28 protein-coding genes are annotated in these 26,565 nt (G+C 68.0%); 19 read left to right on the top strand and 9 right to left on the bottom strand.

Annotation, left to right across the window (positions count from 1 at the left end):
- Positions 1-28 precede the first annotated feature (28 nt).
- The 18 genes from HPS01S_RS04510 to HPS01S_RS04425 all read left to right on the top strand — a co-directional run bounded on the left by HPS01S_RS04510 (position 29) and on the right by HPS01S_RS04425 (position 16,881).
- The gene (locus HPS01S_RS04510; protein WP_066151661.1) at positions 29-922 is read left to right on the top strand and encodes a fumarylacetoacetate hydrolase family protein; all 894 of its coding nucleotides are present in this window, start codon (positions 29-31) and stop codon (positions 920-922) included.
- A gap of 6 nt (positions 923-928) precedes the next feature.
- Complete coding sequence (locus HPS01S_RS04505; protein WP_066151659.1) at positions 929-1,861, top strand: cupin domain-containing protein; 933 nt, start codon at positions 929-931, stop codon at positions 1,859-1,861.
- Positions 1,862-1,890: 29 nt separating this feature from the next.
- Positions 1,891-2,877 (top strand): Bug family tripartite tricarboxylate transporter substrate binding protein, encoded by a 987-nt coding sequence (locus HPS01S_RS04500; RefSeq protein ID WP_066151658.1) that lies wholly within the window; start codon positions 1,891-1,893, stop codon positions 2,875-2,877.
- A gap of 37 nt (positions 2,878-2,914) precedes the next feature.
- Positions 2,915-4,105: an FAD-dependent monooxygenase gene (locus tag HPS01S_RS04495; RefSeq protein WP_066151655.1), complete on the top strand. Its 1,191-nt coding sequence runs from the start codon at positions 2,915-2,917 to the stop codon at positions 4,103-4,105.
- A gap of 140 nt (positions 4,106-4,245) precedes the next feature.
- Positions 4,246-5,130, top strand: coding sequence for a fumarylacetoacetate hydrolase family protein (locus HPS01S_RS04490; protein ID WP_066151653.1), 885 nt, complete (start codon positions 4,246-4,248; stop codon positions 5,128-5,130).
- 11 nt (positions 5,131-5,141) lie between these two features.
- Entirely contained in the window at positions 5,142-6,101 is a 960-nt protein-coding gene (locus HPS01S_RS04485; RefSeq protein ID WP_066151651.1) for a cupin domain-containing protein, read from the top strand.
- 1 nt (position 6,102) lies between these two features.
- The gene (locus HPS01S_RS04480) at positions 6,103-7,293 is read left to right on the top strand and encodes an FAD-dependent monooxygenase (protein WP_066151649.1); all 1,191 of its coding nucleotides are present in this window, start codon (positions 6,103-6,105) and stop codon (positions 7,291-7,293) included.
- Positions 7,294-7,295: 2 nt separating this feature from the next.
- Positions 7,296-7,784: a TRAP transporter small permease gene (locus tag HPS01S_RS04475; protein ID WP_066151648.1), complete on the top strand. Its 489-nt coding sequence runs from the start codon at positions 7,296-7,298 to the stop codon at positions 7,782-7,784.
- Positions 7,781-9,076 carry a TRAP transporter large permease gene (locus HPS01S_RS04470; protein WP_066151646.1) on the top strand — a complete coding sequence of 432 codons (1,296 nt, stop codon included), beginning with the start codon at positions 7,781-7,783 and terminating at the stop codon, positions 9,074-9,076. The genes HPS01S_RS04475 and HPS01S_RS04470 overlap by 4 nt, the downstream gene beginning before the upstream one ends.
- Positions 9,077-9,125: 49 nt before the next feature.
- Positions 9,126-10,022, top strand: coding sequence for a VOC family protein (locus HPS01S_RS04465; protein ID WP_066151644.1), 897 nt, complete (start codon positions 9,126-9,128; stop codon positions 10,020-10,022).
- A 2-nt stretch (positions 10,023-10,024) separates the two neighbouring features.
- Positions 10,025-10,834, top strand: coding sequence for an SDR family oxidoreductase (locus tag HPS01S_RS04460; RefSeq protein ID WP_066151642.1), 810 nt, complete (start codon positions 10,025-10,027; stop codon positions 10,832-10,834).
- A gap of 7 nt (positions 10,835-10,841) precedes the next feature.
- The gene (locus tag HPS01S_RS04455; protein ID WP_066151639.1) at positions 10,842-11,849 is read left to right on the top strand and encodes a LysR family transcriptional regulator; all 1,008 of its coding nucleotides are present in this window, start codon (positions 10,842-10,844) and stop codon (positions 11,847-11,849) included.
- Between the two features lie 13 nt (positions 11,850-11,862).
- Positions 11,863-12,159, top strand: coding sequence for a DUF1330 domain-containing protein (locus tag HPS01S_RS04450; RefSeq protein WP_066151638.1), 297 nt, complete (start codon positions 11,863-11,865; stop codon positions 12,157-12,159).
- Between the two features lie 109 nt (positions 12,160-12,268).
- On the top strand, positions 12,269-12,805 hold the full coding sequence (locus tag HPS01S_RS04445; RefSeq protein ID WP_255284147.1) for a flavin reductase family protein: 537 nt from the start codon (positions 12,269-12,271) through the stop codon (positions 12,803-12,805).
- A gap of 80 nt (positions 12,806-12,885) precedes the next feature.
- Positions 12,886-13,911 (top strand): TRAP transporter substrate-binding protein, encoded by a 1,026-nt coding sequence (locus tag HPS01S_RS04440; RefSeq protein ID WP_066151636.1) that lies wholly within the window; start codon positions 12,886-12,888, stop codon positions 13,909-13,911.
- Between the two features lie 19 nt (positions 13,912-13,930).
- Positions 13,931-15,151 carry an acyl-CoA dehydrogenase family protein gene (locus HPS01S_RS04435; RefSeq protein WP_066151632.1) on the top strand — a complete coding sequence of 407 codons (1,221 nt, stop codon included), beginning with the start codon at positions 13,931-13,933 and terminating at the stop codon, positions 15,149-15,151.
- A gap of 37 nt (positions 15,152-15,188) precedes the next feature.
- Complete coding sequence (locus tag HPS01S_RS04430) at positions 15,189-16,052, top strand: alpha/beta fold hydrolase (protein WP_066151630.1); 864 nt, start codon at positions 15,189-15,191, stop codon at positions 16,050-16,052.
- 106 nt (positions 16,053-16,158) lie between these two features.
- Complete coding sequence (locus HPS01S_RS04425; protein WP_169803931.1) at positions 16,159-16,881, top strand: FadR/GntR family transcriptional regulator; 723 nt, start codon at positions 16,159-16,161, stop codon at positions 16,879-16,881.
- Here HPS01S_RS04425 and HPS01S_RS04420 read toward each other — a convergent pair.
- The 6 genes from HPS01S_RS04420 to HPS01S_RS04395 all read right to left on the bottom strand — a co-directional run bounded on the left by HPS01S_RS04420 (position 16,878) and on the right by HPS01S_RS04395 (position 22,595).
- The gene (locus HPS01S_RS04420; protein ID WP_066151626.1) at positions 16,878-17,624 is read right to left on the bottom strand and encodes an ABC transporter ATP-binding protein; all 747 of its coding nucleotides are present in this window, start codon (positions 17,622-17,624) and stop codon (positions 16,878-16,880) included. The two genes, HPS01S_RS04425 and HPS01S_RS04420, sit on opposite strands and share 4 nt — an antisense overlap.
- The gene (locus HPS01S_RS04415; protein WP_066151624.1) at positions 17,621-18,844 is read right to left on the bottom strand and encodes an ABC transporter permease; all 1,224 of its coding nucleotides are present in this window, start codon (positions 18,842-18,844) and stop codon (positions 17,621-17,623) included. The genes HPS01S_RS04420 and HPS01S_RS04415 overlap by 4 nt, the downstream gene beginning before the upstream one ends.
- A gap of 9 nt (positions 18,845-18,853) precedes the next feature.
- Complete coding sequence (locus tag HPS01S_RS04410; protein ID WP_066151622.1) at positions 18,854-20,128, bottom strand: efflux RND transporter periplasmic adaptor subunit; 1,275 nt, start codon at positions 20,126-20,128, stop codon at positions 18,854-18,856.
- A 127-nt stretch (positions 20,129-20,255) separates the two neighbouring features.
- Positions 20,256-21,164 (bottom strand): FapA family protein, encoded by a 909-nt coding sequence (locus HPS01S_RS04405; protein ID WP_255284146.1) that lies wholly within the window; start codon positions 21,162-21,164, stop codon positions 20,256-20,258.
- Positions 21,128-22,120: a putative universal stress family protein gene (locus HPS01S_RS04400; protein ID WP_157576085.1), complete on the bottom strand. Its 993-nt coding sequence runs from the start codon at positions 22,118-22,120 to the stop codon at positions 21,128-21,130. Before HPS01S_RS04400 ends, HPS01S_RS04405 begins: the two co-directional genes overlap by 37 nt.
- A 73-nt stretch (positions 22,121-22,193) precedes the next feature.
- On the bottom strand, positions 22,194-22,595 hold the full coding sequence (locus tag HPS01S_RS04395) for a GreA/GreB family elongation factor (protein WP_066151818.1): 402 nt from the start codon (positions 22,593-22,595) through the stop codon (positions 22,194-22,196).
- Between the two features lie 453 nt (positions 22,596-23,048).
- On the opposite strand from HPS01S_RS04395, the gene HPS01S_RS04390 reads away from it, so the two are divergent.
- A complete protein-coding gene (locus tag HPS01S_RS04390; protein ID WP_066151615.1) occupies positions 23,049-23,957 on the top strand; it encodes a DMT family transporter in 909 nt (302 codons plus the stop codon).
- 9 nt (positions 23,958-23,966) lie between these two features.
- Here HPS01S_RS04390 and HPS01S_RS04385 read toward each other — a convergent pair whose 3' ends face one another.
- The 3 genes from HPS01S_RS04385 to HPS01S_RS04375 are packed head-to-tail and all read right to left on the bottom strand — an operon-like array spanning position 23,967 to position 26,551.
- Positions 23,967-24,422 carry an RNA-binding S4 domain-containing protein gene (locus tag HPS01S_RS04385; RefSeq protein WP_066151613.1) on the bottom strand — a complete coding sequence of 152 codons (456 nt, stop codon included), beginning with the start codon at positions 24,420-24,422 and terminating at the stop codon, positions 23,967-23,969.
- Positions 24,412-25,857, bottom strand: coding sequence for a sensor histidine kinase (locus HPS01S_RS04380; RefSeq protein ID WP_084397032.1), 1,446 nt, complete (start codon positions 25,855-25,857; stop codon positions 24,412-24,414). The genes HPS01S_RS04385 and HPS01S_RS04380 overlap by 11 nt, the downstream gene beginning before the upstream one ends.
- Positions 25,858-25,861: 4 nt before the next feature.
- A complete protein-coding gene (locus HPS01S_RS04375) occupies positions 25,862-26,551 on the bottom strand; it encodes a response regulator transcription factor (RefSeq protein WP_066151611.1) in 690 nt (229 codons plus the stop codon).
- Positions 26,552-26,565: the final 14 nt, after the last annotated feature.

The raw sequence follows: 26,565 nt of genomic DNA, 5'->3' as shown, positions 1-26,565 counted from the left end.
CCCTTCGCCCTGAACGACTGGACTGACCATGAAAATCACCCGTTTCAACGACAACCGCATCGCCGTGGTGGTCGACGACGAGCACCTGGTGGACATCACCGACCTGCTGGGCGTCGACACCGCCGAATGGCCCCCGGTGGGTCCCACCCGCCTGGTGGCGGAATTCGACGCCTGGCGTCCGCGCATCGAAGCCGCGCTGCCGGGGCTGCCCCGCGTGGCGGTGCGCGACGTGACACTGCGCACGCCGATTCCCTGGCCCAACAAGGTCATTGCCTACCCCGTGAACTACCACGACCACGGGCGCGAGATGCAGGCCGGCTACCGTGCCGACCACCAGGGTTTCTTCCTCAAGCCCAACTCGTCCCTGTCGGGTGCCGGCGAGCCGGTGGTACTGCCCAATGTGCCCAGCCGCGAAGTGCACCACGAAGCCGAGCTGGGCATCGTGATCGGCAAGGGCGGCCGTGGCATCCGCCGCGAAGACTGGCGCGAGCACGTGTTCGGCTACGCCTGCCTGATGGACATGGTGGTGCGCGGCCGCGAGGAGCGCGTGTTCCGCAAGGCCTACGACACCTTCTGTCCGGTGGGCCCCTGGATCGTGACGGCCGACGAGGTGGCCGATCCGACCCAGCTCGAGATGAAGCTGTGGGTCAACGGCGAGCTGCGCCAGCACGCCAACACGCGCGACCTGGTGCTGGACATTCCCGGCATGGTGGAGATGGCCTCGGCCGTGATGACGCTCTACCCCGGCGACATCATCGCCACCGGCACCCCGGCCGGGGTGGGGCAGATCCGCGCCGGCGACGTGGTGCGCATCACGATCGACGGACTGGGCGAGATGAACGTGAAGGTGGTGCAGGGCACCGAGGGCGCCACGCCCGTGTTCGACAAGCCCTACACGCCCGACATCATCAAGCAGAGGTGAGCGGCCATGTCTGACCTGGATGCACTGCACGCGTCGATCTACGCCAGGAACATGGAGGGTGGCTGGCACCGCAAGTCACCCGCCCTGTGGCCCGAACCACGCAAGAACTTCCTGCCGCACGTCTGGCACTACGCCGATGTGCGGCCGATCCTCGATGAGGCGGGCCACCTGGTGGACCACCGCATGGCGGACCGGCGCAACCTGACCATGACCAACCCGGTCGAGGGCAACCTGTACGCCACGGTGCGCACCATGGTGGCGGCCTACCAGTCGATCAAGCCGGGGGAGTGCGCCGATTCGCACCGCCACACGCCCAACGCGCTGCGGGTCATCCTGGAAGGGCGCGGCAGCTACACCACGGTCAACGGCACCCGCGTCGAGATGCGCCCGGGTGACGTGCTGCTCACGCCCAGCTGGAACTGGCACTCGCACGAGAGCCTGGGGCCGGACGAGTGCTTCTGGATCGACGTGCTCGACGTGCCCCTGGTGCACCTGCTGGAGCCGATGTTCTTCGAGCGCCACCCCGACAAGCTGGAGAAGGACGTGCGCAATGTGGAGGAGTGCGAGCTGGCGCTGCGCTGGGAGACCTCGATGCAGCGCCTGGACGCCGCGCCCGAGACCGCCTCCGGCGTGGCCCAGCGGGAAGTGGAGCTGGGCTCGCCGGCGCTCAAGACCATGGCCGTGCACGCGCAGCGCATGGGCAAGGGGTTCGTCTCCCGCACGCACCGCAGCACCGCCAACGCCATCTACACGGTGCTGGAAGGCGAGGGGCGCAGCCGGGTGGGCGAGCATGAGCTGGACTGGCGCCGCGGCGATGTGTTCGTGGTGCCCGCCTGGCAACCGTTCAGCCACACGGTGGCGGCCGACACCCACCTGATCCGCGTGAGCGACGAGCCGGTGATGCGGGCCTTCGACATGCTGCGCAGCGCGCAACCCTGAACCAACAAGTGAACCCACTGGAGACACCAATGACACCAAACACATCGACACGTCGTCACCATCTGCGCAAGCTGGCCCTGGGGCTGCTGGCCGCCTGCGGGCTGGGCGGCGCCTGGGCGCAGGGCAGCTATCCCGAGCGCACCATCCGCATCGTCACGCCCTACGCACCCGGCAGCATGGTGGATGCCACCACGCGCCTGGTGGCCGACGGCCTGAGCAAGCGGCTGGGACAGCCGGTGATGGTGGAGAACCGCACCGGGGGCATGGGCATGATCGCCATGAACGCCCTGCTGTCGGCGCCGGCCGACGGCTACACCCTGCTGACCGACACCCCGGCTTCGGCCATCAACCCGACGCTGCACAAGGAGCAGGCCCGCTACAACCCCAAGACCGACGTCGCGCCGATCGCCCAGTTCATGCGGCTGCCGTTCGTGCTGGCGGTGCATCCCGATGTCAGCGCCGGCACGGCCAAGGAACTGGTGTCGCTGCTCAAGCAGCCGGGCAGCCAGTGGAACGCTGCAGGGGCGGGCACCTCGACCGGTCTGGTGACCGACCTGTTCGCGATCCAGGCAGGGGTGCAGCTGCCGCAGGTGCCGTACCGCGGCGCGGCACCGGCCATCCTGGCCGCGCTCAAGGGCGAGGCGCCGGTCATTTTCCTGGATTCGGCCAACCTGGCTCCCCACATCCAGTCGGGCAAGCTCAAGGGCCTGCTGGTCACCAGCGACGCCCGGCAGGACACGCTGCCCTCCGTCCCCACGTCGGCCGAAGCGGGCTTCGGCAACTTCAAGCCCGTCACCTGGTTCGGCATCTTCGCGCGCAGCGGCGTGCCGCCGCACATCCTCAAGCAGCTCAACGAAGCGGTGCGCGAGGTGATGCAGTCCAGCCAGACCCGCGAGTACCTCAAGGCCCGCGGAGCCACCTCGTCCGACATGGGCCTGGACGAGTTCCGGTCGTTCTTCCACGCCGAGATCGACATGTGGGCGGACGTCATCCGCAAGGCGCAGATCAAGCAGTGAGCGTCTTGCTCGCAACGCACATCCCAGGAGAAAAGACATGAAGGTATTGATTGCAGGCGGTGGCATCGGTGGTCTGTCCGCAGCGGTGGCCCTGCTGCAGCGCGGCATCGACGTCGAGGTGTACGAACAGGCACCCGAGCTCAAGGAAGTGGGGGCGGGCATCCAGATCAGCCCCAACGGCAACAAGGTGCTGGACGCACTGGGCGTGTTCAAGCGCCTCAAGGAGCTGTCGTGCGACCCGGTGCGCAAGGAATTCCGCCTGTGGAACACCGGCAAACCCTGGCCCATGCTCAGCCTGGGCAAGGCGGTGATCGAGAGCTATGGCTACCCGTACCTGACGGTGTACCGGCCCGACCTGCACCAGTCGCTGGCCGACCGCGTGCGCGAGCTCAAGCCCGATGCCATCCATCTGGGCTGCGGCGTGGCCGGTTGCGAGCAGGACGGCCAGTCGGCCACGCTGGTGCTGCGCGACGGCCGGCGTGTCACGGGCGACGCGCTGATCGGTGCCGACGGGGTGCGCTCGGTGGTGCGCAACACCTTGTGGGGCCCCTGTGATCCGGAGTTCTCCGGCATGGTGGCCTGGCGCGGCCTGATCCCCATGGAAGAACTGCCCGAGCACATGCAGGTGTCGGTGGGCTCGACCTGGATCGGCCCCGGCGGCCACGCGGTGTGCTACCCCCTGCACCGCTCCAAGATCATGAACTTCGTGGCCACCATCGAAGGCAAGACCTGGGACGTGCCCGAAGGGGCGGCCCCGGGCACCGCAGAGGAATGCCTGAACGACTTCGCCGGCTGGCACGAGGATGTGCAGACCATGATCAAGCGCAGCCCGCGTCTGATCAAGTGGGCCCTGATGCAGCGCGACCCGATCCCGCGCTGGACCCAGGGCCGCATCTCCCTGCTGGGCGATGCGGCGCACGCCACGCTGCCCTTCCTGGCGCAAGGCGCGGTGCACTCGATCGAGGACGGCATGGTGCTGTCGCGCTGCCTGGAAGGCGTGGACACGGCGGATGTGGCGGGCGCGCTGGCGCGCTACGAGGCGGCGCGCATCGACCGCACCAGCCGCATGGTGCGCGGTGCCACGGCCAACACCGAGCGCTTCCACAGCCCGGAGCTGGCGACGGAGGAGTCGGCAGAAAAGTACCTGCAACGCGAATGGAGTTCCGAGCCCATTTTTGCCCGGTACGACTGGCTCTACAGCTACGACGCGAACACGGCGCCGGTCTGATCCGGGGGCGCGCCGCATCCGTCGCGTTCTGTTTCTGAGATGTTGGCTTTCTCGCTTTGTGTCTTCTTTTCGAGAAAGCCAGCAGGTCTACTCCTGCTTCGCGACCAGATGTGGTGGCCAATCTATTTGAGAGAGACAACATGAAGTTTGTGCGATACGACGGCGGACTGGTGGGGATCACCGACGGCCGCAAGGTGGTCGACGTCAGCGACCTGTGCCAGTCCTCGGTCGGGGAATGGCCGCCTGTGGGCATCAACCGCCTGATCCGCGACTACCCGGTGCTGCGGGCCGAACTGTCGCAGCGGCTGTTGGCGCAGGCCGGGGTGCCGCTGGAGACGGTTCGCCTGGAGACTCCGGTGCCTTGGCCCAACAAGCTGATGGCCTTCCCCGTCAACTACCACGACCACGCCAAGGAAATGGCCAGCCGAGGCCTGGCCAGCGTGCAGGGGTATTTCCTGAAGTCGAACGCCTCCCTCATCGGGGCGTCTGATCGCATCGAGCTGCCTGATTTGCCCGGGCGAGAAATCCACCACGAGTGCGAGATCGCCCTGATCATCGGCAAGACCTGCCGGCAGGTCTCCGAAGCCGACGCGCTGGACTGCATCTTCGGTTACGCCTGCCTGATGGACATGACCGTTCGCGGCAAGGAGGAGCGGGTGTTCCGCAAGTCCTACGACACCTTCACGCCGGTGGGTCCCTGGATCGTGACCGCCGACGAGGTGCCGGACCCCTCGAACATGGACATGAAGCTGTGGGTCAACGACGAACTCCGGCAGCAGGCCAACACCCGCGACCTGATCGTCGGCATCCGAGAAATGGTGGCGGTGGCTTCGTCGGCTTCCACGCTGTATCCGGGGGACATCATCGCCACGGGCACGCCGGCCGGTGTCGGCCGGGTGTTGCCGGGCGACGTGGTGACCATCGAGGTGGCCAACGTGGGGCGCATGTCCCTGCCGGTGGTGCAGGGCTCGCTGGGGCGCAACGGGGTGTTCGAGAAACCCTACGAATTTGTTCGCGCAGCGTGAGGAGACCGCACATGGAAGCGCTGCAGCAGCAGATCGAGAACGCCAGCGGCCTGGACGACCTGTACCCGGCCCTCGCCGCCAGCCGGATGACGGCCGGCTGGCACAAGAAGCGCCCGTCGCTCTGGAAAGAGCCGCGCACCGAATTCCGGCCCTTGCACTGGCGTTACGAGACGGGCAAGGCAGCGCTGGACCAGGCCGGGCGCTGGATCGGCACCGAACTGGCCGAGCGGCGCAACCTGCTGCTGTTCAACCCGGTGGGCGACAACGACTATTCCACCCTCAGGACCATGGTGGTGGCCTACCAGATGATCAAGCCGGGCGAATACGCCCGGGCCCATGAGCACACACCCAATGCCCTGCGCCTGATTCTGGACGCCGGCCCTGGCTGCTTCACCGTGGTCGACGGTGTGAAGCTGCCCATGCACACCGGGGACGTGCTGCTCACGCCGGGTGGCTGCTACCACAGCCACTTCAACGAAGGGAACGCCAACGCCTACTGGATCGATGTGCTGGACGTGCCCCTGGTCCACGCACTCGAGCCCATGCTGTTCTCCGAACTGCCGGGAAAAACCCAGGAAGTCCGCGAGGAGCCCGAGGATCATGCCTTCTATTTCCCGCCGGCCAAGACCGAGCCGCAACTGGCGGCGCTGGAGGCCCGGCAGGGTGTGAAGCTGCTCAAGCTGCCCGTGCAGCCGCACATCAAGACGCTGGACATCAGCCTGCTCGACATGGAAGCCGGCTCGCGCCGCTCGGTGGTGCGCAGCACCGCCAGCCGTGTGCTGGCCGTGATCAAGGGCAGCGGCACCATGCGCATGGGCGAGACCGAGATCCACTGGAACGCGGGCGACGTGATGGCCGTGCCGTGCTGGTGCGCGCACGAGATCGTTGCGGACCAGCCGGCACGCTTCCTGGAGGTGTGCGACGAACCCACGATGCGGGCGCTGGGCTTCTACCGGGAGGCGCAGGCCTGACATGAGCAAAGCAAAGATTCTGATCGCGGGCGGCGGTATCGGCGGCATGGCTTCGGCCATCGCGCTGCTGCAGCGGGGTTTTGATGTCGAGGTGTTCGAGCAGTCGGACCAGGTGCGCGAGTTCGGGGCCGGCATCCAGATCAGCCCCAACGGCAATCGGGTGCTGGACGTGCTCGGCGTGTTTTCCACGCTGAAAGAACTCTCGTGCAACGCGGCCTCCAAGGAAATCCGCCTGTGGAACACCGGCCAGACCTGGACGCTGTTCGACCTGGGGGGCGAATCGGTTCGCAAGTTCGGCTACCCGTATCTCACGGTGTTCCGGCCCGACCTGCTGCGCGTGCTGGCTGACGAGGTCCGCCGCCGCTCGCCCGAGTGCATCCATGTGGGTTCCAAGGTGCAGAACATCGAAGACACCGGGCACGGTGTGGTGCTGACGCTGGCCGACGGGCGGAGCTTCCATGGCGACGCGGTGATCGGCGCGGATGGCGTGCATTCGCGTGTCCGCCAGGTGCTGTTCGGGGTGGACGAGGTGCAGTTCTCGGGCATGGTGGCCTGGCGCACCCTGATTCCCATGGACGCGCTGCCGGAGCGCTTCAACCGCAGCGTGGCCGTCAACTGGATCGGCCCGGGAGGCCATGTCGTGCACTACCCGGTCCAGGGCGGGCGGATGATGAACTTCGTCGGCACGCTGGAGGGGGCCACCTGGCCAGGTCCGCCGTACAGGGCAGATGCCACGCGCGAAGAGTGCGCCGCAGCGTTCAGCGGCTGGCACGAGGACGTGCTCGCCATGATCGCGCACGCACCTTCGGTGACCCGCTGGGCCCTGTGCGGACGGCGCTTCCTGGACACCTGGACCCGGGGCCGCGCGACCTTGCTGGGGGACGCCTGCCATCCCACGCTGCCGTTCCTGGCGCAAGGGGCGGTGCACACGCTGGAAGACGCGGTGGTGCTGTCGCGCTGCCTGGAAAAGCACGGCATCGCGGACGGCCTCGGCCGCTATGACGCGCTGCGCCGCCCGCGCACCTACCAGATGATGCGCGGCGCCGCGGACAACACCTCGCGCTTCCACAACGAGGCGCTGCGCACCGAGGCGTCGGCCCAGGCGTTTGTCGACCGGGAGTGGCAGGCTCAGGCGATCAGCGACCGTTACGACTGGTTGTTTTCCTACCGCGCGGATGCGGTCGAGGTGTGAGCATGCTTCAGGCAATCGCGCGGGTGGGGCGCTGGGGGCGCGTGGCGCTGACCCAGCTGAGTCTGTGGTCCCTGTGTGCCATCGTGGTGTTGATGGTGGTCGACGTGGTCGGCCGAAAGCTCTTCGACCGCCCCTTGCTGGGCGGCGTCGAGCTGGTCGAGCAGTTGCTGCTGGTCAGCGTGTACGCGGCCATTCCGCTGGTGTCCCGGGCCCGGGGTCACATCAACATCGAACTGTTCGACACCTTCGTTCCCGCGCGCCTGCAGTCATGGCGGCACGCACTGGGTGAAGCGTTTTGCGGGGTGTTGATGGTGGCTTGTGCCTGGCTGGTGGCGCACCACGCCGTCGACACGCACCAGAACGGCGACACCACCACCTTGTTGCGCATCAGCCTCTGGCCCCTGGAGGCCCTGGTGGCGGTGCTGCTGCTGATGGATGGCCTGTCGCACTTTGTGGCGATGCGCGAGGAACCCGAGGGAGCTGTGGCATGACCGTCTCTCTGCTGGGTTTTCTGGCCTTCATCGCCCTGGTGGCGTTGTTCCGCATGCCGATCGGCTTTTCCATCGGAGCGGTCGGTTTCGTGGGCATCGGGCTGGTGCGCAACTGGAACGCCGCACAGGCCGCCGTGGTGGGCGAGTTCCTGCACGTGGCGAGCTACAGCCTGTCGGTGGTGCCCCTGTTCGTCCTGATGGGCAACTTCGTCACCCGGGGAGGGCTCTCGCGCGACCTGTACCAGGCGGCGAACGCCTTTCTGGGGCACCGGCGCGGCGGCCTGGTCGCGTCGACCATCGTGGCCTCGGCCGGATTTGGCGCGGTGTGCGGCTCGTCGATCGCCACGGCGGCCACCATGGCCAAGGTGGCCCTGCCGGAAATGCAGCGCCTGGGCTACAAGAACGGCTTCGCAGCCGCCGCGGTGGCCGCCGGCGGGACGCTGGGAATTCTCATCCCGCCGTCCTCGATCATGGTGATCTACGGGCTGATGACCGAGACCTCCATCGGTGCACTGTTCGCGGCCGGTGTGGTCCCGGGGCTGATCGCCATGGCCTTCTACCTCCTGGCGGCGCGCTGGACGGTCGCGCGCGATCCCCTGGCGGGACCGCCGGGAGACCGGTTCACCTGGATGCAGCGCATCAAGGCACTGCGGGCCGTGGGGTCCGTGCTGTTCCTGTTCGTGCTGGTGATGGGGGGCCTGTACAGCGGGTTCTTCACGGCCACCGAGGCGGCGGGCATCGGCGCGTTCGGTGGCTTCCTGGTGGCCTGGGCCCGGGGAACCCTCAGCTGGAAGGTGTTGCGCGAGGTGCTGGTGGAGTCGGCCATCACGTCGGGCATGCTGTTCACCATCCTGATCGGCGCGCAGATCTTTGCCGCCTTTGTCAACTTCACCTCGATGCCGTCCGACCTGACGGCCTGGGTCGACGGCCTGGGCTGGGGACCTCTGGGGGTGATCGTCGCCATCTGCTGCATCTACATCGTGCTGGGCTGCTTCATGGAGTCCATGTCGATGATCCTGCTGACCGTGCCGGTGTTTTTCCCGCTGGTCACCGGCATGGGCTACGACCCGGTGTGGTTCGGGATTCTGCTGGTGTGCGTGGTGGAGATCGGCCTGATCACACCACCGCTGGGCATGAATGTGTTTGTTATCCGCGCCACCGTGTCCTGGGTCAAGGGCAGCGAGGTCTGGTGGGGCCTGGCGCCCTTCATCGTGGCCGACTTCTGCCGCATCGCCATTCTGGTGGCGTTCCCGGTGTTGACGCTGTACCTGCCGCGTCTGCTCAACCTGTAAACGCCAACGCGACATCCCGCCGCCGGGCGACATTTTCTGGAGGTTCTTCATGGTTGGAATCAGTTCCATTGGCTACATGGTCCTGGGTGTCAGCGACCCGGCCCGGTGGACATCCTTTCTGTGCGATCTGCTGGGCATGCAGGTCAGTCGTCGGCATGCCGACGGGTCGGTGGGGTTCCGGGTCGACGACTGCGAACAGCGCCTGGTGCTGCGCCAGAGTCCGGACGACGAGTTGCAGGTCTTTGGCTGGGAGCTGACGACCGAGTATGAGTTGCTGGAGATGGTGGAACGGGTGCGTTCCAAGGGGCACGCGGTGGAGGAGGGCGATGCGGCCCTGGCCGCCGCGCGCGGCGTGCACCGGGTGTTCTCCTGCCAGGACCCCTGCCTGCACTATGTGCACGAGTTCTATTGCGGAGCCCGCTGTTTCGCGCCGACCCGCGCCTTCCAGTCCCCCCTGGTCCGTGGTGGCTTCAAAGCCGGCGCGCTGGGGCTGGGGCATGCCGCGCTCACGTCGCCCGACTACCCCAGGAGCGTGCGCTTCTACCAGGACGTCCTGGGCCTGGGCGTCAGCGGCTACGCCGACGCGCCGGGGCCCGAGGGTCGCCGCATGGTGGCCACCTTCCTGCACGGCGCCGGTGGCCGGCACCACCTGCTGGCGGTGCTGCCGGGCGGGCAGCCCAAGCCCACGCGCCACCTGATGGTGGAATACCAGCAACTCGACGACGTGGGTCTGGCCTATGAGCGCTGTGTGGCCAATGGCGTCTCGATCGAGCGTTCGTTCGGGGTGCATGAGGGGGACGAGATGTTCTCCTTCTATGCCATGACCCCGTCGGGCTACCTGATGGAAGTGGGGTACGGCGGCGCGACCGGTGAAAAGTGGAACCCGGTCACCCATCTGGAGCTCAGCCGCTGGGGCCACAAGAAGCCGGTGATGGTGGCGGCGTGAGCATGGCGCATCCTGGGCACGGAAGCCGTGGCCTCGACCTGGGCATTGCCGGGCGCACGGCTATCGTGTGTGGCGGCAACGCCGGCCTGGGCCTGGCCTGCGCCACCGCGCTGGCACAGGCCGGGGTGAACCTGGTGCTGGTGGCCAGGGACGGCGACAAGCTCAACCGGGTGGCCCGGCAGCTGCAGGACGACACCGGGGTGGCGGTGCGCACGGTGGCGGTCGACCTGACCACGCCCGATGCGCCTGAGCGCATCCATTCGGTGTGCGCCCAAGCGGACATTCTGGTCAACAACGGCGGGGGCCCGCCGCCCGGGGACTTCCGCGACTGGGACCGCGCGCAGTGGGCATCCGCCCTGGATGCGAACATGGTGACGCCGATCCAGCTCATCCGCACCTATGTGGACGGCATGATCGAGCGCCGCTGGGGGCGCATCCTCAACATCGCGTCCTATTCGGCCAAGCTGCCCCTGCCGCTGCTGGGACTCTCCAACGGCGCCAGGGCGGGGCTGATCGGCTTTGTCTCGGGCCTGGCGCGCGAGGTGGCCGAGCATGGCGTCACCATCAACAACCTGCTGCCCGGCAATTTCCACACCGAGCGGCTGGAGCGCTACGCCACCGCCGTCGGCGCCAGGACCGGCCGCAGCGCCGCCGAGGTGCTGCAGGAGATGGCGCGCAACACGCCGGTGCGGCGCGTGGGGCGGCCTGAGGAACTGGGCGCCTGGTGCGCCTTTCTGGCCAGCGAGCACAGCGGCTACGTCACGGCGCAGAACTTCCTGCTGGACGGTGGCACCTACCCGGGCGTCTATTGAGCGAAGCATGAACTTCGAAGACCTGAACGCGTTTGTGGTGGTCGCCCGCCAGCGCAGTTTCTCGCGGGCTTCGACCGAATTGCGGGTGGCGGTGTCGGCGTTGAGCAAACGGGTGCAGCGGCTGGAGCACGCCATGGGCTGCGAGCTGCTGGTGCGCCATTCCAAAGGCGTGTCCCTCACCAGCGCGGGCGGGGTGGTGCTGGAGCGGGCCGGCGAGTTGCTGGACCGGTTCGATCACCTGGAGCGCGATGTCTACGCCGCGCTGGAAACGCCTGGCGGCGAGGTGCGGATCGCCATGCCGCCCGCCACGAGCCGGTTTCTGGCCCCGCTGGTGTACGACCGCTGCAAACGCCAGTTTCCAGACCTCGCGCCCGTGATTCGCACCGGGCCTTCCGACGCGATCCACCAGTGGCTGGCGGCCGATGAGCTGGACCTGGCCCTGATGTACAACGCCGAAGACTCGTCGGCGCTGGTCATCCAGCCCCTGCTGGTGGAGCCCTTGTTCGTGGTCGCGCCAGCCAGGGACCCGATCACTGGCGCAGCCGTCGAGTACCCGGCGTCCTATGCGCTGTCGGATCTCTCCCGGCTTCCCCTGCTGCTCAACCGCAGGCCACACAGCATCCGTGTGCTGCTCGACCGCCTGTGCGCCAGGTACGCACAACGGCTGAACCTCGTGTTCGAGGTGGACGGGATCGAGATGCTCAAGGGCATGGTCACCGCCGGCCATGGCGTCGGCATCTTCGGCGCGGCAGGCCTGCGCGACGAACTCGCACGCGGCGAACTGGTCGCCATCCCTTTCAGCTTTCCGCTGCTGAGCTGGACCCTGTGCCTGGTGACACCCCGGCGCGACGAGGTGTCGCCAGCGGTGTCCGTGGTGCGCAATCTGCTGCTCGACGCCATTGGCCAGCTGATCCAGCAGGATTTCTGGAAAGGCGTCCGCGTGCTGGAGGGCCTGCAACCGATCTGCACCGCCCCACGGCGGCCGCGCAACCGCACAACAACCCCCAACCCCTAGGAGACCAACGACCATGAGCCGTGCCTATGTCATCGCAGAGGTGGATGTGACCGATGCCCAAGCCTATGAGCAATACAAGGTCCTGTCCACGCAAGCCATCGCCGAAGCGGGGGGCGAGGTGCTGGTCAGGGGCGGGCCGGTGCACGCGGTGGAGGGCGGCTGGACGCCCGCCCGCCTCGTGGTCATCGCCTTTTCAAGCGTGGAGCATGCCCGGCGCTTCTACGACGGTGAACGCTACCGGCAGGCGCGCCAGGCCCGGGCGCAGGCCGCCCACATGCGCCTGGTCATTGCCGAGGGCGTGGGCCCCTGAATCTCAGGGTAAACACCATACAGTCAGACTGTATAACACGCATATAGTTATCTCCAGGCGGTTGAAAAGGTTCCAAGTCCTGGAACCTGAATGCACCAAGGAGTGGCTGATGCAACTGATGGATGAGCCGGTGTGGACGGCGGGTTTTGACGGCAGGCAACTGCGCCACGCGTTGGGGCGGTTTGCGACAGGCGTGGCCATCGTGACGGCCCGCGGCATTGATCAGCAATGGGTGGGCCTGACAGTCAACAGCTTCAGCTCGGTCTCGCTGGAGCCGCCCCTGGTGTTGTGGAGCCTGGCCAACAAGTCGCTGAGCCTGCCCCATTTCAAAGAGGCGGCGCACTTTGCCGTGCACGTGCTCAGCGAAGACCAGATCGATCTGGCCAGGCGCTTTGCCTCCAACGTGCCGCAGCGCTTCGATGGGGTGCCGGTGGTGGAGGGCGAGGGCTGCGTGCCCCTGCTGCAGGGCTGCCCTGTTCGCTTTCACTGCGAAACCGCCAGCGTGATGGAGGCGGGCGATCACCACATCTTCCTGGGCAAGGTGGTCGGCATGGAAGAAAGCAGCGCTGCCGGCGATTCGCTGCTGTTCTACCGGGGCAGGTTCCAGTCCTGCTCCCGCAACGTCGACCTGACCCCTTCCGATTGAGCCAGGCGGCTCGACCTTCGCCGAGGGTCGTGTGCCCGCGGTGCCTTTTTTCAACCTCAACACAAGAGCAGGAGACAGCAATGCAACGTTTCATTCCCTCGCTGGCCGCGGCTGGCCTGATGGTCCTCAGTGGGTCGGTGATGGCGCAGACCAAACTGGTGGTGTCCAGCTGGGTGCCGCCCAATCACCACGTCACCCGGACCATGACAGCCTGGTGCACGGATGTGGCGGCGGCCACGGCCAACCGGGTCACCTGCGACGTGCTGCCCAAGTCGGTCGCGCCGCCGCCCAAGAGCGCCGACGCCGTGCGCGATGGCCTGGCCGATGTGTCCTTCGTCATCGACGGCTACCTGCCCAATCCGCCGGTGCTCAGCGCCATCAGCGGCGTGCCGTTCCCGCCGGCCGAAACCACCGGTGAATCCGCGTCGGTGGCCTTGCAGCGCATGCACAACAAGTACTTCTCGAAGTTCGCCGAGATGCGCGGCCTCAAGGTGATCGCGGTGTGGAGCGGCAGTCCCAACAACTTCTCCACCGTGGGCAAGCCGATCAACGGGCTCAAGGATCTGGAGGGCATGAAGATCCAGGCGGGCAGCCGGGACGCCGTGGAACTGGTGAAGCTGCTGGGCGCCGTGCCGGTGGCCAAGCCGGTGTCGGAAACCTACGAAATGCTCTCCACCGGCATCGTCGACGGCGTGCTGGCTCCGCTGGAAGGGGTCAAGTCGTTCCGCCTGGACAAGTTCGTGAAGGAGTCGCGGCGCACGCCGATCGCGCTGGCCAGCCTCTCCATGATCATGAGCCAGAAGGTGTGGGATGCCCTGTCCCCGCAGGACCAAGCCGCCATCGACAAGCTCAGCGGCGAACGCCTGTCCCGTGCGTTTGGCAAGGGGTTTGATGCGGTCGATGCCGAAGCCATTGCCCTGCTCAAGGCGGCTGGCGTGGAGCCGACGCCGCTGCCGGAGGCGGCCGTGCAGGCGATGAGGGCACGTGCGCAGCCCCTGGAGGCTGCGTGGATCAATGCCGCCAAAGGGCGGGGTCTGGGCAACGCCGCCGACGTTCTGACCGAGTACCGGAACGAAATCATCAAGGTGGCTCGCGAGGCCAAGTGAAGACGACGGGAGAACTGCGATGAAGAGAGACGACTTGCTTGCACCGGCCTTTGCACAGGAAGAGGCGCCCTCCATCAACGAGCTGGTGGCACGGGCCCGCGCCATGCTGCCCTGGCTCAAGGAGGGCGCGGATGCGGTTGAAAAGGCACGCTGCGTGCCCGCGTCGACCATCGAGGCGTTTCGCGCGGCCGGCTTCTTCCGCATCCTCCAGCCCCGGCGCTGGGGCGGCTGGGAAATGTCGCCCGAGGCGTTCTACGAGGTGGTGATGGAGCTGGGGCGCGGCTGCGGCAGTTCGGCCTGGAACCTCATGATCCTGGGTGTGCACCAATGGGAAATGGGGCAGTTTCCCGAGCAGGCGGTCCAGGAGGTGTGGGGCGCCGACAACCAGGTGTTGCTGTCTTCGTCCTACGCCCCCTTCGGCACAGCCCGCAAGGTGGAGGGGGGCTACGTGCTCAACGGCACCTGGCGCACTTCCAGCGGCTGTGACCATGCGCAGTGGGCCTTCATCGGCGCGCGCATCTTCAACGACGACAAGCAGCTGGTGGACCGCATGTCGTTCATCGTGCCGCGCACGCAGTACGAGATCGTGGACGACTGGTACACCTTTGCGCTGGTGGGGACTGGCAGCAAGAGCCTGGTGATCAAGGACGTCTTCGTGCCCGACCACCGCGGCCACAGCCTGGTGGCACCGCCCTCCAGCGAGCTGCCGGTGCCCTACCGGATTCCTTTCGGGGTCGCCTTCCATCTGGCCGGTGCGTCCATCATCACCGGGTTTGCGCAGGGCGCGGTGGACACCTACATCGAGCAGATGAAGGTGCGCACCAATGTGCTGGGTGCCGCCGGGCTCGCCTCGGCCAGTCCGTATGTCAAGGATCGCCTGGGCAACGCGGTCTCGCGCGTGCGGACCAGCCGCATGCGCATCCTGCACATCTGCCGCGAAGCCCTGGGCTATGCCGAACGCGGTGAGCAGATCCCGCTGGACGAACGGGTCAAGCTGCAACTGGACATCTCCCGCTGCGGCAGGGATTGCGAAGAGGCGGTGCTGCTGCTCTACAAGGCGGTGGCGGCGCGCGCGCTGTTCCTGGACAACCCGATGCAGCGCTATCTGCGGGACACCCTCGGTGCCGCGAACCACCCGACGATGAACGCGGACGACAACGCCGGGATTCTCGGCGGCCACCTGCTGGGCTATGGCCTGCCGGTCGGCGCCTTCGAGAAGCCGGCGACCGAGACGGCGTGAACACCGACCTGCGTTTTCCCATTTCCAAAGACTACTCATGACCACACTGACCGAGCAAGGCACCAGCCGCCGCGTGCGCATCAACGAGGGCGAGCTGAAAGACTTTTCCATTCACTACCACGAGGCAGGTCAGGGCGAGACCGTGATCATGGTCCACGGCGGCGGGCCGGGCGCCAGCGGCTGGAGCAACTACAGCCGGAATTTCCAGGCCCTGGTCGACGCGGGCTACCGCGTGATCCTGATCGACTGCCCCGGCTTTGCATCGTCCGATCCGGTGGTGACCGCCGCCCCGCGGCGCGTGCTCAACATGTGGGGCGTCAAAGGCCTGATGGATGCGCTGCAGATCGACAAGGCCCATCTGGTCGGCAACTCCATGGGGGGCGCCACCTCCATGACCCTGGCCATCGATCACCCGGAACGCGTGGACCGCCTGGTGCTGATGGGGCCTGCGGGTCTGGGGCAGAGCCTGTTCGTGCCGGGACCGGCCGAAGGCATCAAGCTCATGCTGGGCGTGTTCCGGGACCCGTCGTATGAGGCCCTGAAGAAGATGATCGACGTGTTCATCTACGACCGCAGCACGATCACCGACGAGCTGGTCCAGGGGCGCTACGACGCCATGATGCGCAACGATGGCGAACACCTGAAGAACTTCGTCAGGAGCCAGGAACTCAACCCGACCGGTCCGCTGGACGTGATGGCCCACCTGATGCCCAAGATCCGTGCCAAGACCCTGTGCATCTGGGGCAGGGACGACCGCTTCGTTCCGCTGGACAACGGCTTGAAGGCGGTGTGGGCCATTCCCGATGCCAAGCTGGTCGTGTACTCCAAATGCGGCCACTGGGCGCAATGGGAGCATGCCGACGATTTCAACCGGCAGGTGGTGGATTTCCTGCGTCACTGAGTCCGGTCAGGGCCGCGGGCGGCGCGGCAGCCCCTTGTCACGCACAGGTATGATTTCCCAGGCCTGCTCACTGCGGCTGTCCGCCTTCAAGAGCTCCCCCACATCCATGTCCACGTCCCGAACCGCACACGTCTGGAAAGTTGAAAAGCGCGAAACCACCGCATCGAGGGTGGAGCGCCAGATCAAGACGGCGGTGCTGGAGGGCGTGTTTGCCCCCGGCGAATTTCTCGGCTCAGAAACCGAACTGGCGTCGCGCTTTGATGTCAGCCGCCTGCCCATACGCGAGGCGGTGGGGCGTCTGGGTTCGCTGGGTGTCGTGGAGGTTCGCACAGGGGCCGGCGGTGGGGTGCGCATCGCCGAGGGAGACCCCCGGCCTGCGGTGGAGGCCCTGGCCATCCAGATGGCGCTGGTGGGCACGAGCACCCAGGAAATTCTCAGCGCCTGGCGCTGCATGCAGTCGGCGGTGCTGGTGCAGACGGCCGCCCATGCGCAGGACGAAGACTACCGCTCCATAGAGGCGGCCATTGCCCACGCGGAATCGGTGCGCAACGACCAGAGTGCTTTTTCCGAAGCGGCCTTGGCCTGCAACCAGGCCGAGGTGGACGCGGCACACAACCACGTGCTGTCGATCACCATGTCGGCCATCTTCTACTCGCTCTCTCCCAAGGTGAGAAAGATCACCACGCCGGCGGCCACCGAGATTGTGCTGGGCCATCACCGGGCCATGCTGGAGGTTCTGCGACGGCGAGATGGCGAGAAGGCGCAAGCCTTGTTTGAAAAACACTTCGTCAAGGTGTGGGACGCGGCGATATTGGGCGTGAAGGCCTAGACAGCCGACGACCCGCCTGCAGCGCCAGACACCTGGTCCCGCACCAGCCGGCCGTCCACCAGTTCCAGTACCCGATCGCAGCGCGCGGCCAGGCGTGGGTCGTGGGTGACCACCAGGAACGAGGTGTTCCGTTCCGCGTGCATGCGGCGCATCAGGGCGAACACCTCGTCCGATGAGGCGGTGTCCAGGTTGCCCGTGGGCTCGTCGGCCAGCACCATCGGTGGCTCCAGCACCATGGCCCGTGCAATGGCCACGCGTTGCTGCATGCCACCGGACAGCTCGCCTGGGCGTTTGTCCATGGCGTGGCCCAGGCCGACGGCATCCAGCATGGCGCGTGCGCGCCCCAGCTGCCGGGACGTGACCCGCCCCTCCCGCATCAGGGCCGGCAAGGTCACGTTCTCCAGTGCGGTGAACGCCGGCAGCAGGTGGTGGAACTGGAACACGAAACCCAGCTTGGTGCGGCGTTGCAGCGTCAGCGCCTCGTCGTCGATGCCCACCATCTCCTGGCCTTCGATCCGGTAGCTGCCCGAGGTCGTGCGCTCGAGCAGGCCCAGGATGTTCAGCAAGGTGCTCTTGCCCGATCCGGAGGGTCCGATGAGGGCGACCATCTCACCAGGGGCGATGTTGAACGACACCCCGTGCAGCACCTCGGCCTCGTTGGGCTGGCCCACGTTGTAGCGCTTGCAGACCGCTGTGAGTTCCAGCAGTGCAGGCGAGCGGTGGGCGGCGGGCGGTGCGCTCATAGCCGGATGGCCTGCGCCGGGTCCAGCCGGGAGGCGCGGCGCGCGGGGGCGACAGAGGCGAGCAGGCCGCACACGGTGGCCAGGGCCGCGATGCGCAGCGCCAGTCCGGCATCCAGCGTGATGTTGAACAGCGGCAGACCGTCCGATCCGCGAACGAAATGGGTGAAGAGCCAGATCAGGGCCACCGCCAGCAACACGCCCAGCGCCGATCCCAGAGCACCCACGATGAGGCCTTGCAGCAGGAAGACGCGCAGCACTTGCCCCCTGGTGGCGCCCATGGCGCGCAGGATGCCGATCTCCCGCTGCTTCTGCACGACCGACACGACCAGCACGCTGGCGATGCCCAGCACCACCACGATCATCACGACGCCGCGAATGACCGACGTGCTGACCGACTGCGCGTTCAGCGCCGACACCAGTTGCGCGTTCGCCTGCTGCCAGCTCTCGGCCTTGTAGGGCCAGCGCGCGGACAACCCGCCCGCCAGGTCCTGGGCCGCCCAGATGTCGTGCAGCGCAAGATCCAGGCCGGTGGCGCTGCCGGGCAGTCCCACCAGGCTCTGCGCCGTGCGCAAGGGCACGATCACGGTGCGCCGGTTGAGGTCTTTCACCCCGAGGTCCACCAGCGCGGTGATCCGCAGGGCATCCTCGACGCCGTTGGCCACGATGCCGATCCGGTCGCCCACCTGCACGCCCAGGTCCTGGGCCAGTTCGAGCCCGATGAGGCCTTCTCCCGGCTCGAGCCGCGCGGTCCCGGTCACGACCTTGGACCGCAGCTTCACGATGCGGTCGTACCGCTCGAGTTCGACACCCATCAGCGCGATCGCCCGGGAGGCCTCTCCGCGCACGGCAAGGCCCGCCGCCGACACCATGGGCGACACCGCGGCGACCTGCGGCATGGCCTCCAGTTCGGCCAGCAGGAGTCGCCAGTTGTCGATGGAACGCGGGCGTTGCGCGCGGGCCTGGGTCTGCTCCAGCTTGCTGGCGCCTGCACCGGGCGGCGTGGCTGCCACCAGCACCCGCTCATCCAGCGGGCTCACCGTGACATGGGCTTGTGCGCCCAGCGTCTTCTCGATCGTGTTGCGCTGCAGGCCGGTGATCAGGGCCGAGATGTAGGCCACCACCGCCACACCCGCGGCCACGCCCACGATGATGAGCAGGGACTGCATTCTTCCTTCGCGCAGGAAGCGGATGGCGACCAGGCTTTCAAATCCGAGCAGCATGCAGCGGCCTCAGCGCCCCACGGCATTGGTCATCACCGCGCCCGCGTCCTCCCGGGCCGGCGCCTGCGCGGAAGCCACCGGCGCACCGGCCACGGCACGCACCCGGGCACCCGGGCCGGGGGCCGGTCCGAACAGCACCGCGTCACCTTCGTTCAGGCCCTCGAGCACCTCGGCCCATGCCAGGGTGCGCAAGCCCAGCCGCACCCGGCGTTCCTCCACGCGTCCATCGCGTTCCACCCACACGGTCGGTTCGGCGTTCGCCTCGCTCCGCAGTGCGCTCACGGGCACCACCAGCGCCTGTTCGCGACGCGCGGTTTCGACCTCGATGGACACGGTCATGTCCTCGCGCAGAAAGTCGGGGGCCGCTGCCGGCAGGGAAAATTTGACCTCGATGGCCCCGCGTTGCGAGTCGACCACCGGGGCGATCGACAGCACCCGGGCCTGAAAGGCCTGTGCGGGATAGGCGTCGGCCAGCACCTGGGCCGGCTGGCCGGGGGCGAGCTGTTCCAGGTACCGCTCGTCCACTTGCGCCACCAGTTGCAGGGGACCGGACAACGCCAGCGTCAACAGGGCGCGGCCCGGCTGGACGATCTGCCCCGGTTCGACCGAGCGCGAGAGGACTTTGCCCTTCGCGGGTGCGGCGATGTCGGTCTCTTTCAGGCGCACCTGCGCCGACCGCCGGGCCGCGGACGCGAGCGCCAGTTGCGCCTGTGCCTGCGCCACATCGGTGCCGCTGTCGGCGTTGGCATCGCGTTGTGCGCGGGCGGCGGACACCTGTGCCTGCGCCACGTCCACCGCGCGGCGGGCTTCGTCCAGGCGGGATTGGCTCAGGAAGCCCCGGCTCACCAGGTCCTGCGTGCGCTGCAGTTCGGCGCGGGCGGCCACCAGCACGGATTCCGCCTGCGTCACGCTGGCCTGCACCGCCAGTCGACCGGTGCTGCGCAGCCCGCTCAGCCGAGCCTGCGCCTGCCGTTCGTTGGCCTCGGCCTGGGCCAGGGCGGCTTTCAGCTCCTCACTCTCCAGCCGGACGAGGACATCGCCGACCTCCACCGGTGCGCCTTCGTTTACCAGAACCTCGCGCACCCGGGCGGTCAAGGTGCTGCCCACGTCGACCCGCGACAACGTGGCCACACGGGCGGAAAACTGCAAGGTGCGCACCAGCGGGGACTTGCTGGCGACGATGGAAGATGCCTCGGGCGGGCGCCAACTCCACCACGCCAGCGAGGCGATCAAGAGCAAGGCCAGCAGGACAGACGAAGACAGGTAGAGGGCTCGCCGCGACATGACCTATTCTTTCCGAGATCCGGCGCCATGCGCTGGCCGGCACCAAAAAATCCCGCACCCAGCAGCACCATCCGCGTGTGAAAGTCTTCCTGGGTGGTGGCGTCCACAGTGGTGCCCGCCAGGCTCATCACAGGCCTCCGCGGCCCACCCAGTGGCCGCTCAGCAGGTTCTCGGGTTCCACCGCGGCGCTGACCCGCGCACTGGTGTCCCAGTTGGCGCGCTGCACCTCCAGGCCGGCGTAGATGCCGTAGTCTGCGCCCGCCCGCAGGTCCCCCTGGGCCAGCAGGCTCTCGCCGACGCGGATCGCACCGGCCGCGACGATGTCGCCGCCCGACCGGATGCCCCAGCCGGCTTCCAGATGCGAGCCACATTCGATCGCCCCATCGACCTGGATGCCGTCACCGGCGCGCACTTCCAGGCCCGAACGGAGTTCGCCCCGCACACGCAGGCTCCTGCCCACGCGCACCCGTCCACCGGCGACCAGCATCCCGCCGACCATGGCCTGCTCCGCCACGTCCAGATCCGTGTGGCAGAACAGGCTCTGGGAACAGCGCAGGCCACCGCCGGCACGCACCCCGGCTGTGACCACGATCGAGTTGGCATGTACGTCGGCACCGGCCGACACCGACTCCGCATCGATCGTGCCCTCGGCGACGATGGAGGTTCCCGCGACAAGATGCGCCCCCGTCCGGATGGAGCCGCCCGCGCGCACCCCGCCTCCGGCGCGCACCATGCCCGCGACATCGATATCGCCCGCCACCTCGATGGAGCCCGCAAACACGACGACCTCGGCGGAGAGCGTCTCGAGGCGCAGCACATCGCTCGTCGCTCCGAACTGGTCGAGCAGCCAGCGGGCGTCGTTGACCCGGCCGTCGGCGACCAGGGCGTCGAGCAGCGGCTGGTAGTCGTGGCCGTCCGGGTGGTGCCGCAGCATCCAGCGGAAGCCGTTCGCACAGGGGTTCTTGGCCTTGACCAGGCGTTTGGACAGTTCGACGGTCTTCATGCCACAGCCCCCCGGATCCAGCCGTATAGCCACGAGCGCCAGGAGCGCCGTTCCCGCGGAACGATCACCGCATCCGCCCCCTGGTCCCTGATGAGTGCCAACCGCCGCAGTGTGGTCCTGAAAGACAGCGTGTGCCAGCGGCTGCCGATGACGACCAGCCAGGGCTTGTGGGCCGCCATGTGATTCACCAGCTGCTCCTCAAATCCGCCGAGGAGCACCTGGAGCGACATCCGGCGCCCCGAAGCACGCCAGGTGCTGGTGATGGTCTCCAGCGCTTGCAGCGCGCCCACGCGCGCCTTGCGCAGCTGGTGCTCCAGCAACAGCAACTCCGCCATGTCGTCCGTGACGGCTTGTTCGGTCAGGTCCGGCAGCACGTGCAGCAGCTGCAGCGAGGGCAGGTGCCACAGCAGGGGCGACCAGGCCGTCCATTCGGTCTCTGGTGCGTTGACGCTGGAGAGGCAGCACAGCGCAGGGGTGGATGTCTCCAGGTCGGACTGGTGGACCCACCAGACCGGGCGGTTGCCGCGGCTGAGCAGCGCCCGCACTACCGGCGACAGGCGCTGAATGCTCGATGGCGAGGGCTCGCCATCGACCAGGCAGACCAGGCTCGCGTCCCGACACACCAGCAACAGGGCTGCGCTGGTTTGCACGGGCTGGGGAACCACTTCGACCGGCAGCGCGACATGCCTTCGCAGAAAGCGCGCCCGTTGGGACAGGCGGGCCATCGGATCGCTCCACGGGTCGACCCCTTCCAGCTGCAGGTAGGCCAGCTGCAGTTCGGCGCCCATGGCGGCGGCGCCTTGCGCGGCCCGCAGCAGGTGGCCGCTCGAACCGACGGACAGCGAGGTGAGAACCACCACCCGTCGCCGGATGGGTGGGTCGTGTGCATGGGACGCGTTGAACGCCGACTGTGGCACGGCAGGGGTGGCCGCGGAAGCACCGCGTGGCGCGATCACGTGCGCCCAGGTCGCAGACAAGGAAGCAGTCATGGAAGAGATGTCCAGGGTTTGGCCTGGTGGGGTCAGCCACCACCAGGAAAGGCGGAAGATCAGGCGGCCGCGGCTACGCTGCGCAGGCAGCGTCGGCTTCGGGCTGGAACAGCACGGTCTCGATGCGCAGGTCGCGGGCTTTGCCGGCCGGCAGTTGAACGTGCACGCTGTCACCCACACGGCGGCCCAGCAAGGCTGCGCCGATTGGCGAGAGGACGGATGTGGAGCCCTTCCCGGCGACCGCGTCGCCGGGGTAGCACAAGGTCAGCTCTTGCAGCTCGCCTGCCGCCAGGTCGCGGATCAGCGCACGCGAGTGCATGGTGATCACGTCGGCGGGGACTTGCGCCGGCGGTACCAGATCGGCCAGCGACAACAGGGAGGACAGGTCGGGGTGGTCGGAAACACCCTTCAGCACGGTCAGACGTGCGTGATCCATCTCGGTGAGAACACGCTCACCACAGTCGGGGGAATACATGAAGAACGACTCCATCGAATTGCCAGCGCCCTCAAGGGGATGGCAATGCCCGCACTGATTGGGGCCCGGCGATGAAGAGTGTGCGTTCTAGGGTGAGAGGGTTATCGCCGGGCGGGGGAATGTGCGGCCATAAGGCGGTGGCCGCACGGGGCCGTGGCCTGGCCCTGCACGCGACGAGCGCACACCGCCACCTGCGCGTCAGCGCAGAGGGTCATGGTGAGGCTCAGAAGTTTGGTCATGGGGCCGATTGTAGGCCGATGAGGATTCTCGACGCAGACCTGGTGGAATTGGCTGACGGTCCGCGTCCTCCTCGCGCGAAGGTGATGCCGAAGTTGCACCCAGCCGCAGGGGGTAAGCCTGTGGATATGTCCCGGACACCTGCGCCAAGTCCGCGCCGCACAAGGCCTGCGGCAGCGTTGCCCGCTTTTTGGGCAGGCCGCGCACAATCGCCCGATGTCTTCTCCATCTCACAAATCCCTCTCCGGTTCCGCTTTTGCCACCCTGCTGCTCATCGCGTTCATGATGGGCGCCAACCACGTCGCGGCGCGGCTGGCCTTTGACCACGGGGTTTCCGTGTCCACCGCGGTGCTGTTCCGCAGTGGTGTCACGGCCCTGGTGGTCTGGCTGATCGTGCGCATGGCGGGGGTGCCGGTGAATCTGCCCGCAGGGCAGAAGCGGGCGCTGCTGAAGATCGGTGTGCTGATCAGCGTGCAGAGCCTGTGCCTGTATTCGGCGGTGGCGCGCCTGCCGGTGGCGCTGGCCCTGCTGGCCTTCAACACCTACCCGCTGTGGACGGCGCTGTGGGCGCGCACGCTCAAGGCCGAGCGGGTGGAGCCTGCGCTGCTGCGCGCCATGCCGGTGCTGCTGCTGGGGCTGGCGCTGGCCCTGGATGTGGCGGGTGCGGCGTCGGGCCTGGGGGCTTCGGCGCACTGGGGGCGCATCGGGGCCGGTGTGGCGTTCGCGCTGGCGGCCGCGGCCTCGTTCGGCCTGGCGCTGGTGTTCACGCAGCACGAGACGGTGGGGCTGGACGGCCGCGTGCGCACGGCTGCCACCATGGCCATCGTGGCGCTGGCGGCCCTGGTCGGCGTCGCGGGGCAGGGTGGCTGGTCGCTGCCACAGGCCCCGGCGGGCTGGTGGGGCCTGCTGGGCCTGACCGTGCTCTACGGCACCGCCTTCACCATCATGTTCACCGTGCTGCCCAGGCTGGGCGTGGTGGGCGGCTCGCCGATCATGAATGTGGAGCCGATCTTTGCGCTGCTGCTGGCCTGGGCGGTGCTCGGGCAGCAGGTGGCGCCGGTGCAGGTGCTGGGTGGTGTGCTGGTGGTGGCCACCGTGATGTGGCTGGGACTGCGGCGCCGCTAGCGCGGAAATTCAGTCCTCGTCGTCACTTTCTAGAGACGCGCTCCAGCGGTCGTTCCATTCGGCTGGCGGCTTCTGCCAGGCGTCGAGTTCGCGGCGGTCGCGTTTGCTCGGTCGCCCTTGGGTGATGCTGTCGGCCGGTTCGGGCGCCAGGCGCCGCCGCTCGGCCGCGGCCAGGCGCTGCGCCACCGACTCGGCGGTCTCTTCGTACAGCAAGGCCGCCGCCGTGGCCGGGCCGCGCACACCGCTGAGCGCCCTGACCACCAGGGTGCGCTGCACGCTGCCGCTGCGCAGCTCGACCACGTCGCCGATGCGCACCTCGCGCGCCGGCTTCACGGGCGCACCGTTGACCCGCACGCGACCCTTGTCGATCTCTTCGGCGCTGAGCGAGCGGGTCTTGTAGAAGCGCGCGGCCCAGAGCCACTTGTCCAGCCGGACCCGGCCGCCTTCGGTTGCGTTATTGGTCATGATCGGCCTCCGTGACCGGATGCGCCAGGGGCAGGCGCACGGTGGCGTCCAGCCCGCCGATGCGTCCGCGCACCATGCGGTTCTCCAGCTCGATGCTGCCGCCGAGCGACTGCACGATGCCGTGGCAGATGGCCAGTCCCAGGCCCGATCCGGCGCCCGAGGGCCGCGCGCCGTGGTCGGTGGCAAACGGTTGGAACAGGCGTTCGCGCAGGTGGTCGGAAATGCCCGGCCCGCTGTCGCTGATGGACAGTGCGGCGGAGCGGTCGTCGCAGACCATGCCCACCGCCAGGCGCGATTCCGGCGGGCAGTGCTTGATGGCGTTGTGCAGCAGGTTGCGCCCGAGCTCGCGCAGCGCCCATTCGTGCGAACGCACCGGGGCACTGACCACGTCCAGCGAAAAGTCGAGGCCGCGGTCGGCGATCAGCGGGGCCAGGTCCAGGGCCACGGCGCGCACCACCTCGCCCCAGTCGACCACGGGGGCGTCCCGGTCCTGGCGCAGCTGCTCGACCTTGGCCAGGGCCAGCATCTGGTTGGCCAGTTCGGTGGCGCGGTCGACGGTGTGCCCGATCTCGTCCAGCGCCTGCAGCGGCGGCACGTCGCCGCGCCGGGCCGACTGCACCTGGGTCTTGAGCACGGCCAGCGGGGTTCGCAGCTGGTGCGAGGTGTCGCGCACGAAGCGCTTCTGGTGGTCCAGCAGCTGCGACAGCCGCTGCATGTGCTGGTTGGTCGCCTCCAGCAGCGGCAGCAGCTCGCGCGGGGCGCTGTTGGTGGGCAGCGGCGAGAGGTCGTTGTCGCTGCGGTGGGCCAGTGCGTGGCTGATGGAGCGCACCGGGCGGGTGGCGCGCTGCACCACGATCACCACCACCAGCACGATCACCACCACCAGCGCCGCCTGGCGCCACAGGGTGTCGATCAGGATCTGCCGCGCCAGCGTCTGGCGCAGCTCCAGCGTCTCGGCCACCTGGATGGTGGCCATGCCCTGGCCGGCCTCGCCCGCCACCGGCTGCAGCAGCACCGCCATGCGGACCGGCGCGCCCTGGTACTCGTCGTCGTAGAAGTGCACCAGGGCGGCGTAGATCTTCTGGTCGGGCAGGCGGGCTCTGGGCGGCGGCAGGTTTTCAAAGCCCGAGACCATTTCGCCGCGAAAACCGCTGACGCGGTAGAAGAGCCGGCTGCGGTTGTCGGCCTCGAAGGCCTCCAGTGCGGAATAGAGCAGGGACGAGCGCACGCTGGGCTGGTCGCCGGTGCTGACCACCTCCAGCTGTTCGCCCAGCGACTTGGCGGTGGCCAGCAAGGTACGGTCGTAGGCGGTGTCGGCGCCCGCCAGCGCCTGCCGGTAGAGCACCACGGTGTTGATGACCACAAAGCCGAACAGCGGCAGCAGGATGCCCAGCAGCAGCGTGCGGCGCAGCGACAGCGGTGCGCTCACGGCCATGTCCTCAGGCAGCGGCCTTCAGCAGATAGCCCAGCCCGCGCAGCGTCACCAGCTGCGCGCCGGTGTGGCCGATCTTCTTGCGCAGCCGGTAGGCCACCACCTCGATGGCCTCGGGCTGCACATGGGCCTCGCCGGGGAACACCAGCTCGAACAGGCGTTCCTTGGTGATCGCCTGCCCGGGCTGGGAGAGCACGGCGCGCAGCAGGGCCAGCTCGCGCGGGGCGAGCTCCAGCGGCTCACCGTCGTGGTAGACCGCGCCGCTGTCGCGGTCGATCTGCATGCCGCACCAGCCGGCGCTGCGCGCGGGCAGGTTGCCCGGGCTGTCGGTGGCGTCGGCTGAGCGGCGCACCAGGGCGCGCACGCGGGCCTCCAGCTCGTCGAGGTCGAAGGGTTTGGGCAGGTAGTCGTCGGCGCCGGTGTTCAGGCCGATGATGCGATCGCCCACGGTGCCGCGCGCGGTGAGGATGATCACCGGCGTCTTCAGGCCTTCGGCGCGCGCGTCGCCCAGCACCTGCAGGCCGTCGCGCCCGGGCAGGCTCAGGTCCAGCAGCACCACGTCGGGCAGGCTGGAGCGCCACAGCGGCAGGGCCTTGTCACCATCGCCACAGGTGAGCACCTGCATGCCGCGCCGCTCCAGCGTGCGCTGCAGGGTGGCCTGCATGGTGGGGTTGTCTTCGACCAGAAGCAGCTTCATGCGGACAGGAGGCC

Origin of the sequence: Hydrogenophaga pseudoflava NBRC 102511 (assembly GCF_001592285.1) — a bacterium.
GTDB lineage: Bacteria > Pseudomonadota > Gammaproteobacteria > Burkholderiales > Burkholderiaceae_C > Hydrogenophaga > Hydrogenophaga pseudoflava.
The sequence above is the reverse complement of the archived record's forward strand: the minus strand, read 5'-3'. Positions and strand labels throughout refer to the sequence as shown.

What these genes read in the sequence shown, in the direction of transcription:
- HPS01S_RS04455 (WP_066151639.1), top strand. Translation starts at nt 10,842, where the DNA reads ATGAACTTCGAAGACCTGAACGCGTTTGTGGTGGTCGCCCGCCAGCGC.
- HPS01S_RS04475 (WP_066151648.1), top strand. Translation starts at nt 7,296, where the DNA reads ATGCTTCAGGCAATCGCGCGGGTGGGGCGCTGGGGGCGCGTGGCGCTG.
- HPS01S_RS04430 (WP_066151630.1), top strand. Translation starts at nt 15,189, where the DNA reads ATGACCACACTGACCGAGCAAGGCACCAGCCGCCGCGTGCGCATCAAC.
- HPS01S_RS04485 (WP_066151651.1), top strand. Translation starts at nt 5,142, where the DNA reads ATGGAAGCGCTGCAGCAGCAGATCGAGAACGCCAGCGGCCTGGACGAC.
- HPS01S_RS04385 (WP_066151613.1), bottom strand. Translation starts at nt 24,422, where the DNA reads ATGACCAATAACGCAACCGAAGGCGGCCGGGTCCGGCTGGACAAGTGG.
- HPS01S_RS04390 (WP_066151615.1), top strand. Translation starts at nt 23,049, where the DNA reads ATGTCTTCTCCATCTCACAAATCCCTCTCCGGTTCCGCTTTTGCCACC.
- HPS01S_RS04500 (WP_066151658.1), top strand. Translation starts at nt 1,891, where the DNA reads ATGACACCAAACACATCGACACGTCGTCACCATCTGCGCAAGCTGGCC.
- HPS01S_RS04435 (WP_066151632.1), top strand. Translation starts at nt 13,931, where the DNA reads ATGAAGAGAGACGACTTGCTTGCACCGGCCTTTGCACAGGAAGAGGCG.
- HPS01S_RS04420 (WP_066151626.1), bottom strand. Translation starts at nt 17,624, where the DNA reads ATGAGCGCACCGCCCGCCGCCCACCGCTCGCCTGCACTGCTGGAACTC.
- HPS01S_RS04375 (WP_066151611.1), bottom strand. Translation starts at nt 26,551, where the DNA reads ATGAAGCTGCTTCTGGTCGAAGACAACCCCACCATGCAGGCCACCCTG.
- HPS01S_RS04400 (WP_157576085.1), bottom strand. Translation starts at nt 22,120, where the DNA reads ATGACTGCTTCCTTGTCTGCGACCTGGGCGCACGTGATCGCGCCACGC.
- HPS01S_RS04480 (WP_066151649.1), top strand. Translation starts at nt 6,103, where the DNA reads ATGAGCAAAGCAAAGATTCTGATCGCGGGCGGCGGTATCGGCGGCATG.
- HPS01S_RS04425 (WP_169803931.1), top strand. Translation starts at nt 16,159, where the DNA reads ATGTCCACGTCCCGAACCGCACACGTCTGGAAAGTTGAAAAGCGCGAA.
- HPS01S_RS04495 (WP_066151655.1), top strand. Translation starts at nt 2,915, where the DNA reads ATGAAGGTATTGATTGCAGGCGGTGGCATCGGTGGTCTGTCCGCAGCG.
- HPS01S_RS04415 (WP_066151624.1), bottom strand. Translation starts at nt 18,844, where the DNA reads ATGCTGCTCGGATTTGAAAGCCTGGTCGCCATCCGCTTCCTGCGCGAA.
- HPS01S_RS04510 (WP_066151661.1), top strand. Translation starts at nt 29, where the DNA reads ATGAAAATCACCCGTTTCAACGACAACCGCATCGCCGTGGTGGTCGAC.
- HPS01S_RS04380 (WP_084397032.1), bottom strand. Translation starts at nt 25,857, where the DNA reads ATGGCCGTGAGCGCACCGCTGTCGCTGCGCCGCACGCTGCTGCTGGGC.
- HPS01S_RS04440 (WP_066151636.1), top strand. Translation starts at nt 12,886, where the DNA reads ATGCAACGTTTCATTCCCTCGCTGGCCGCGGCTGGCCTGATGGTCCTC.
- HPS01S_RS04445 (WP_255284147.1), top strand. Translation starts at nt 12,269, where the DNA reads ATGCAACTGATGGATGAGCCGGTGTGGACGGCGGGTTTTGACGGCAGG.
- HPS01S_RS04505 (WP_066151659.1), top strand. Translation starts at nt 929, where the DNA reads ATGTCTGACCTGGATGCACTGCACGCGTCGATCTACGCCAGGAACATG.
- HPS01S_RS04460 (WP_066151642.1), top strand. Translation starts at nt 10,025, where the DNA reads ATGGCGCATCCTGGGCACGGAAGCCGTGGCCTCGACCTGGGCATTGCC.
- HPS01S_RS04450 (WP_066151638.1), top strand. Translation starts at nt 11,863, where the DNA reads ATGAGCCGTGCCTATGTCATCGCAGAGGTGGATGTGACCGATGCCCAA.
- HPS01S_RS04465 (WP_066151644.1), top strand. Translation starts at nt 9,126, where the DNA reads ATGGTTGGAATCAGTTCCATTGGCTACATGGTCCTGGGTGTCAGCGAC.
- HPS01S_RS04395 (WP_066151818.1), bottom strand. Translation starts at nt 22,595, where the DNA reads ATGTATTCCCCCGACTGTGGTGAGCGTGTTCTCACCGAGATGGATCAC.
- HPS01S_RS04470 (WP_066151646.1), top strand. Translation starts at nt 7,781, where the DNA reads ATGACCGTCTCTCTGCTGGGTTTTCTGGCCTTCATCGCCCTGGTGGCG.
- HPS01S_RS04490 (WP_066151653.1), top strand. Translation starts at nt 4,246, where the DNA reads ATGAAGTTTGTGCGATACGACGGCGGACTGGTGGGGATCACCGACGGC.
- HPS01S_RS04410 (WP_066151622.1), bottom strand. Translation starts at nt 20,128, where the DNA reads ATGTCGCGGCGAGCCCTCTACCTGTCTTCGTCTGTCCTGCTGGCCTTG.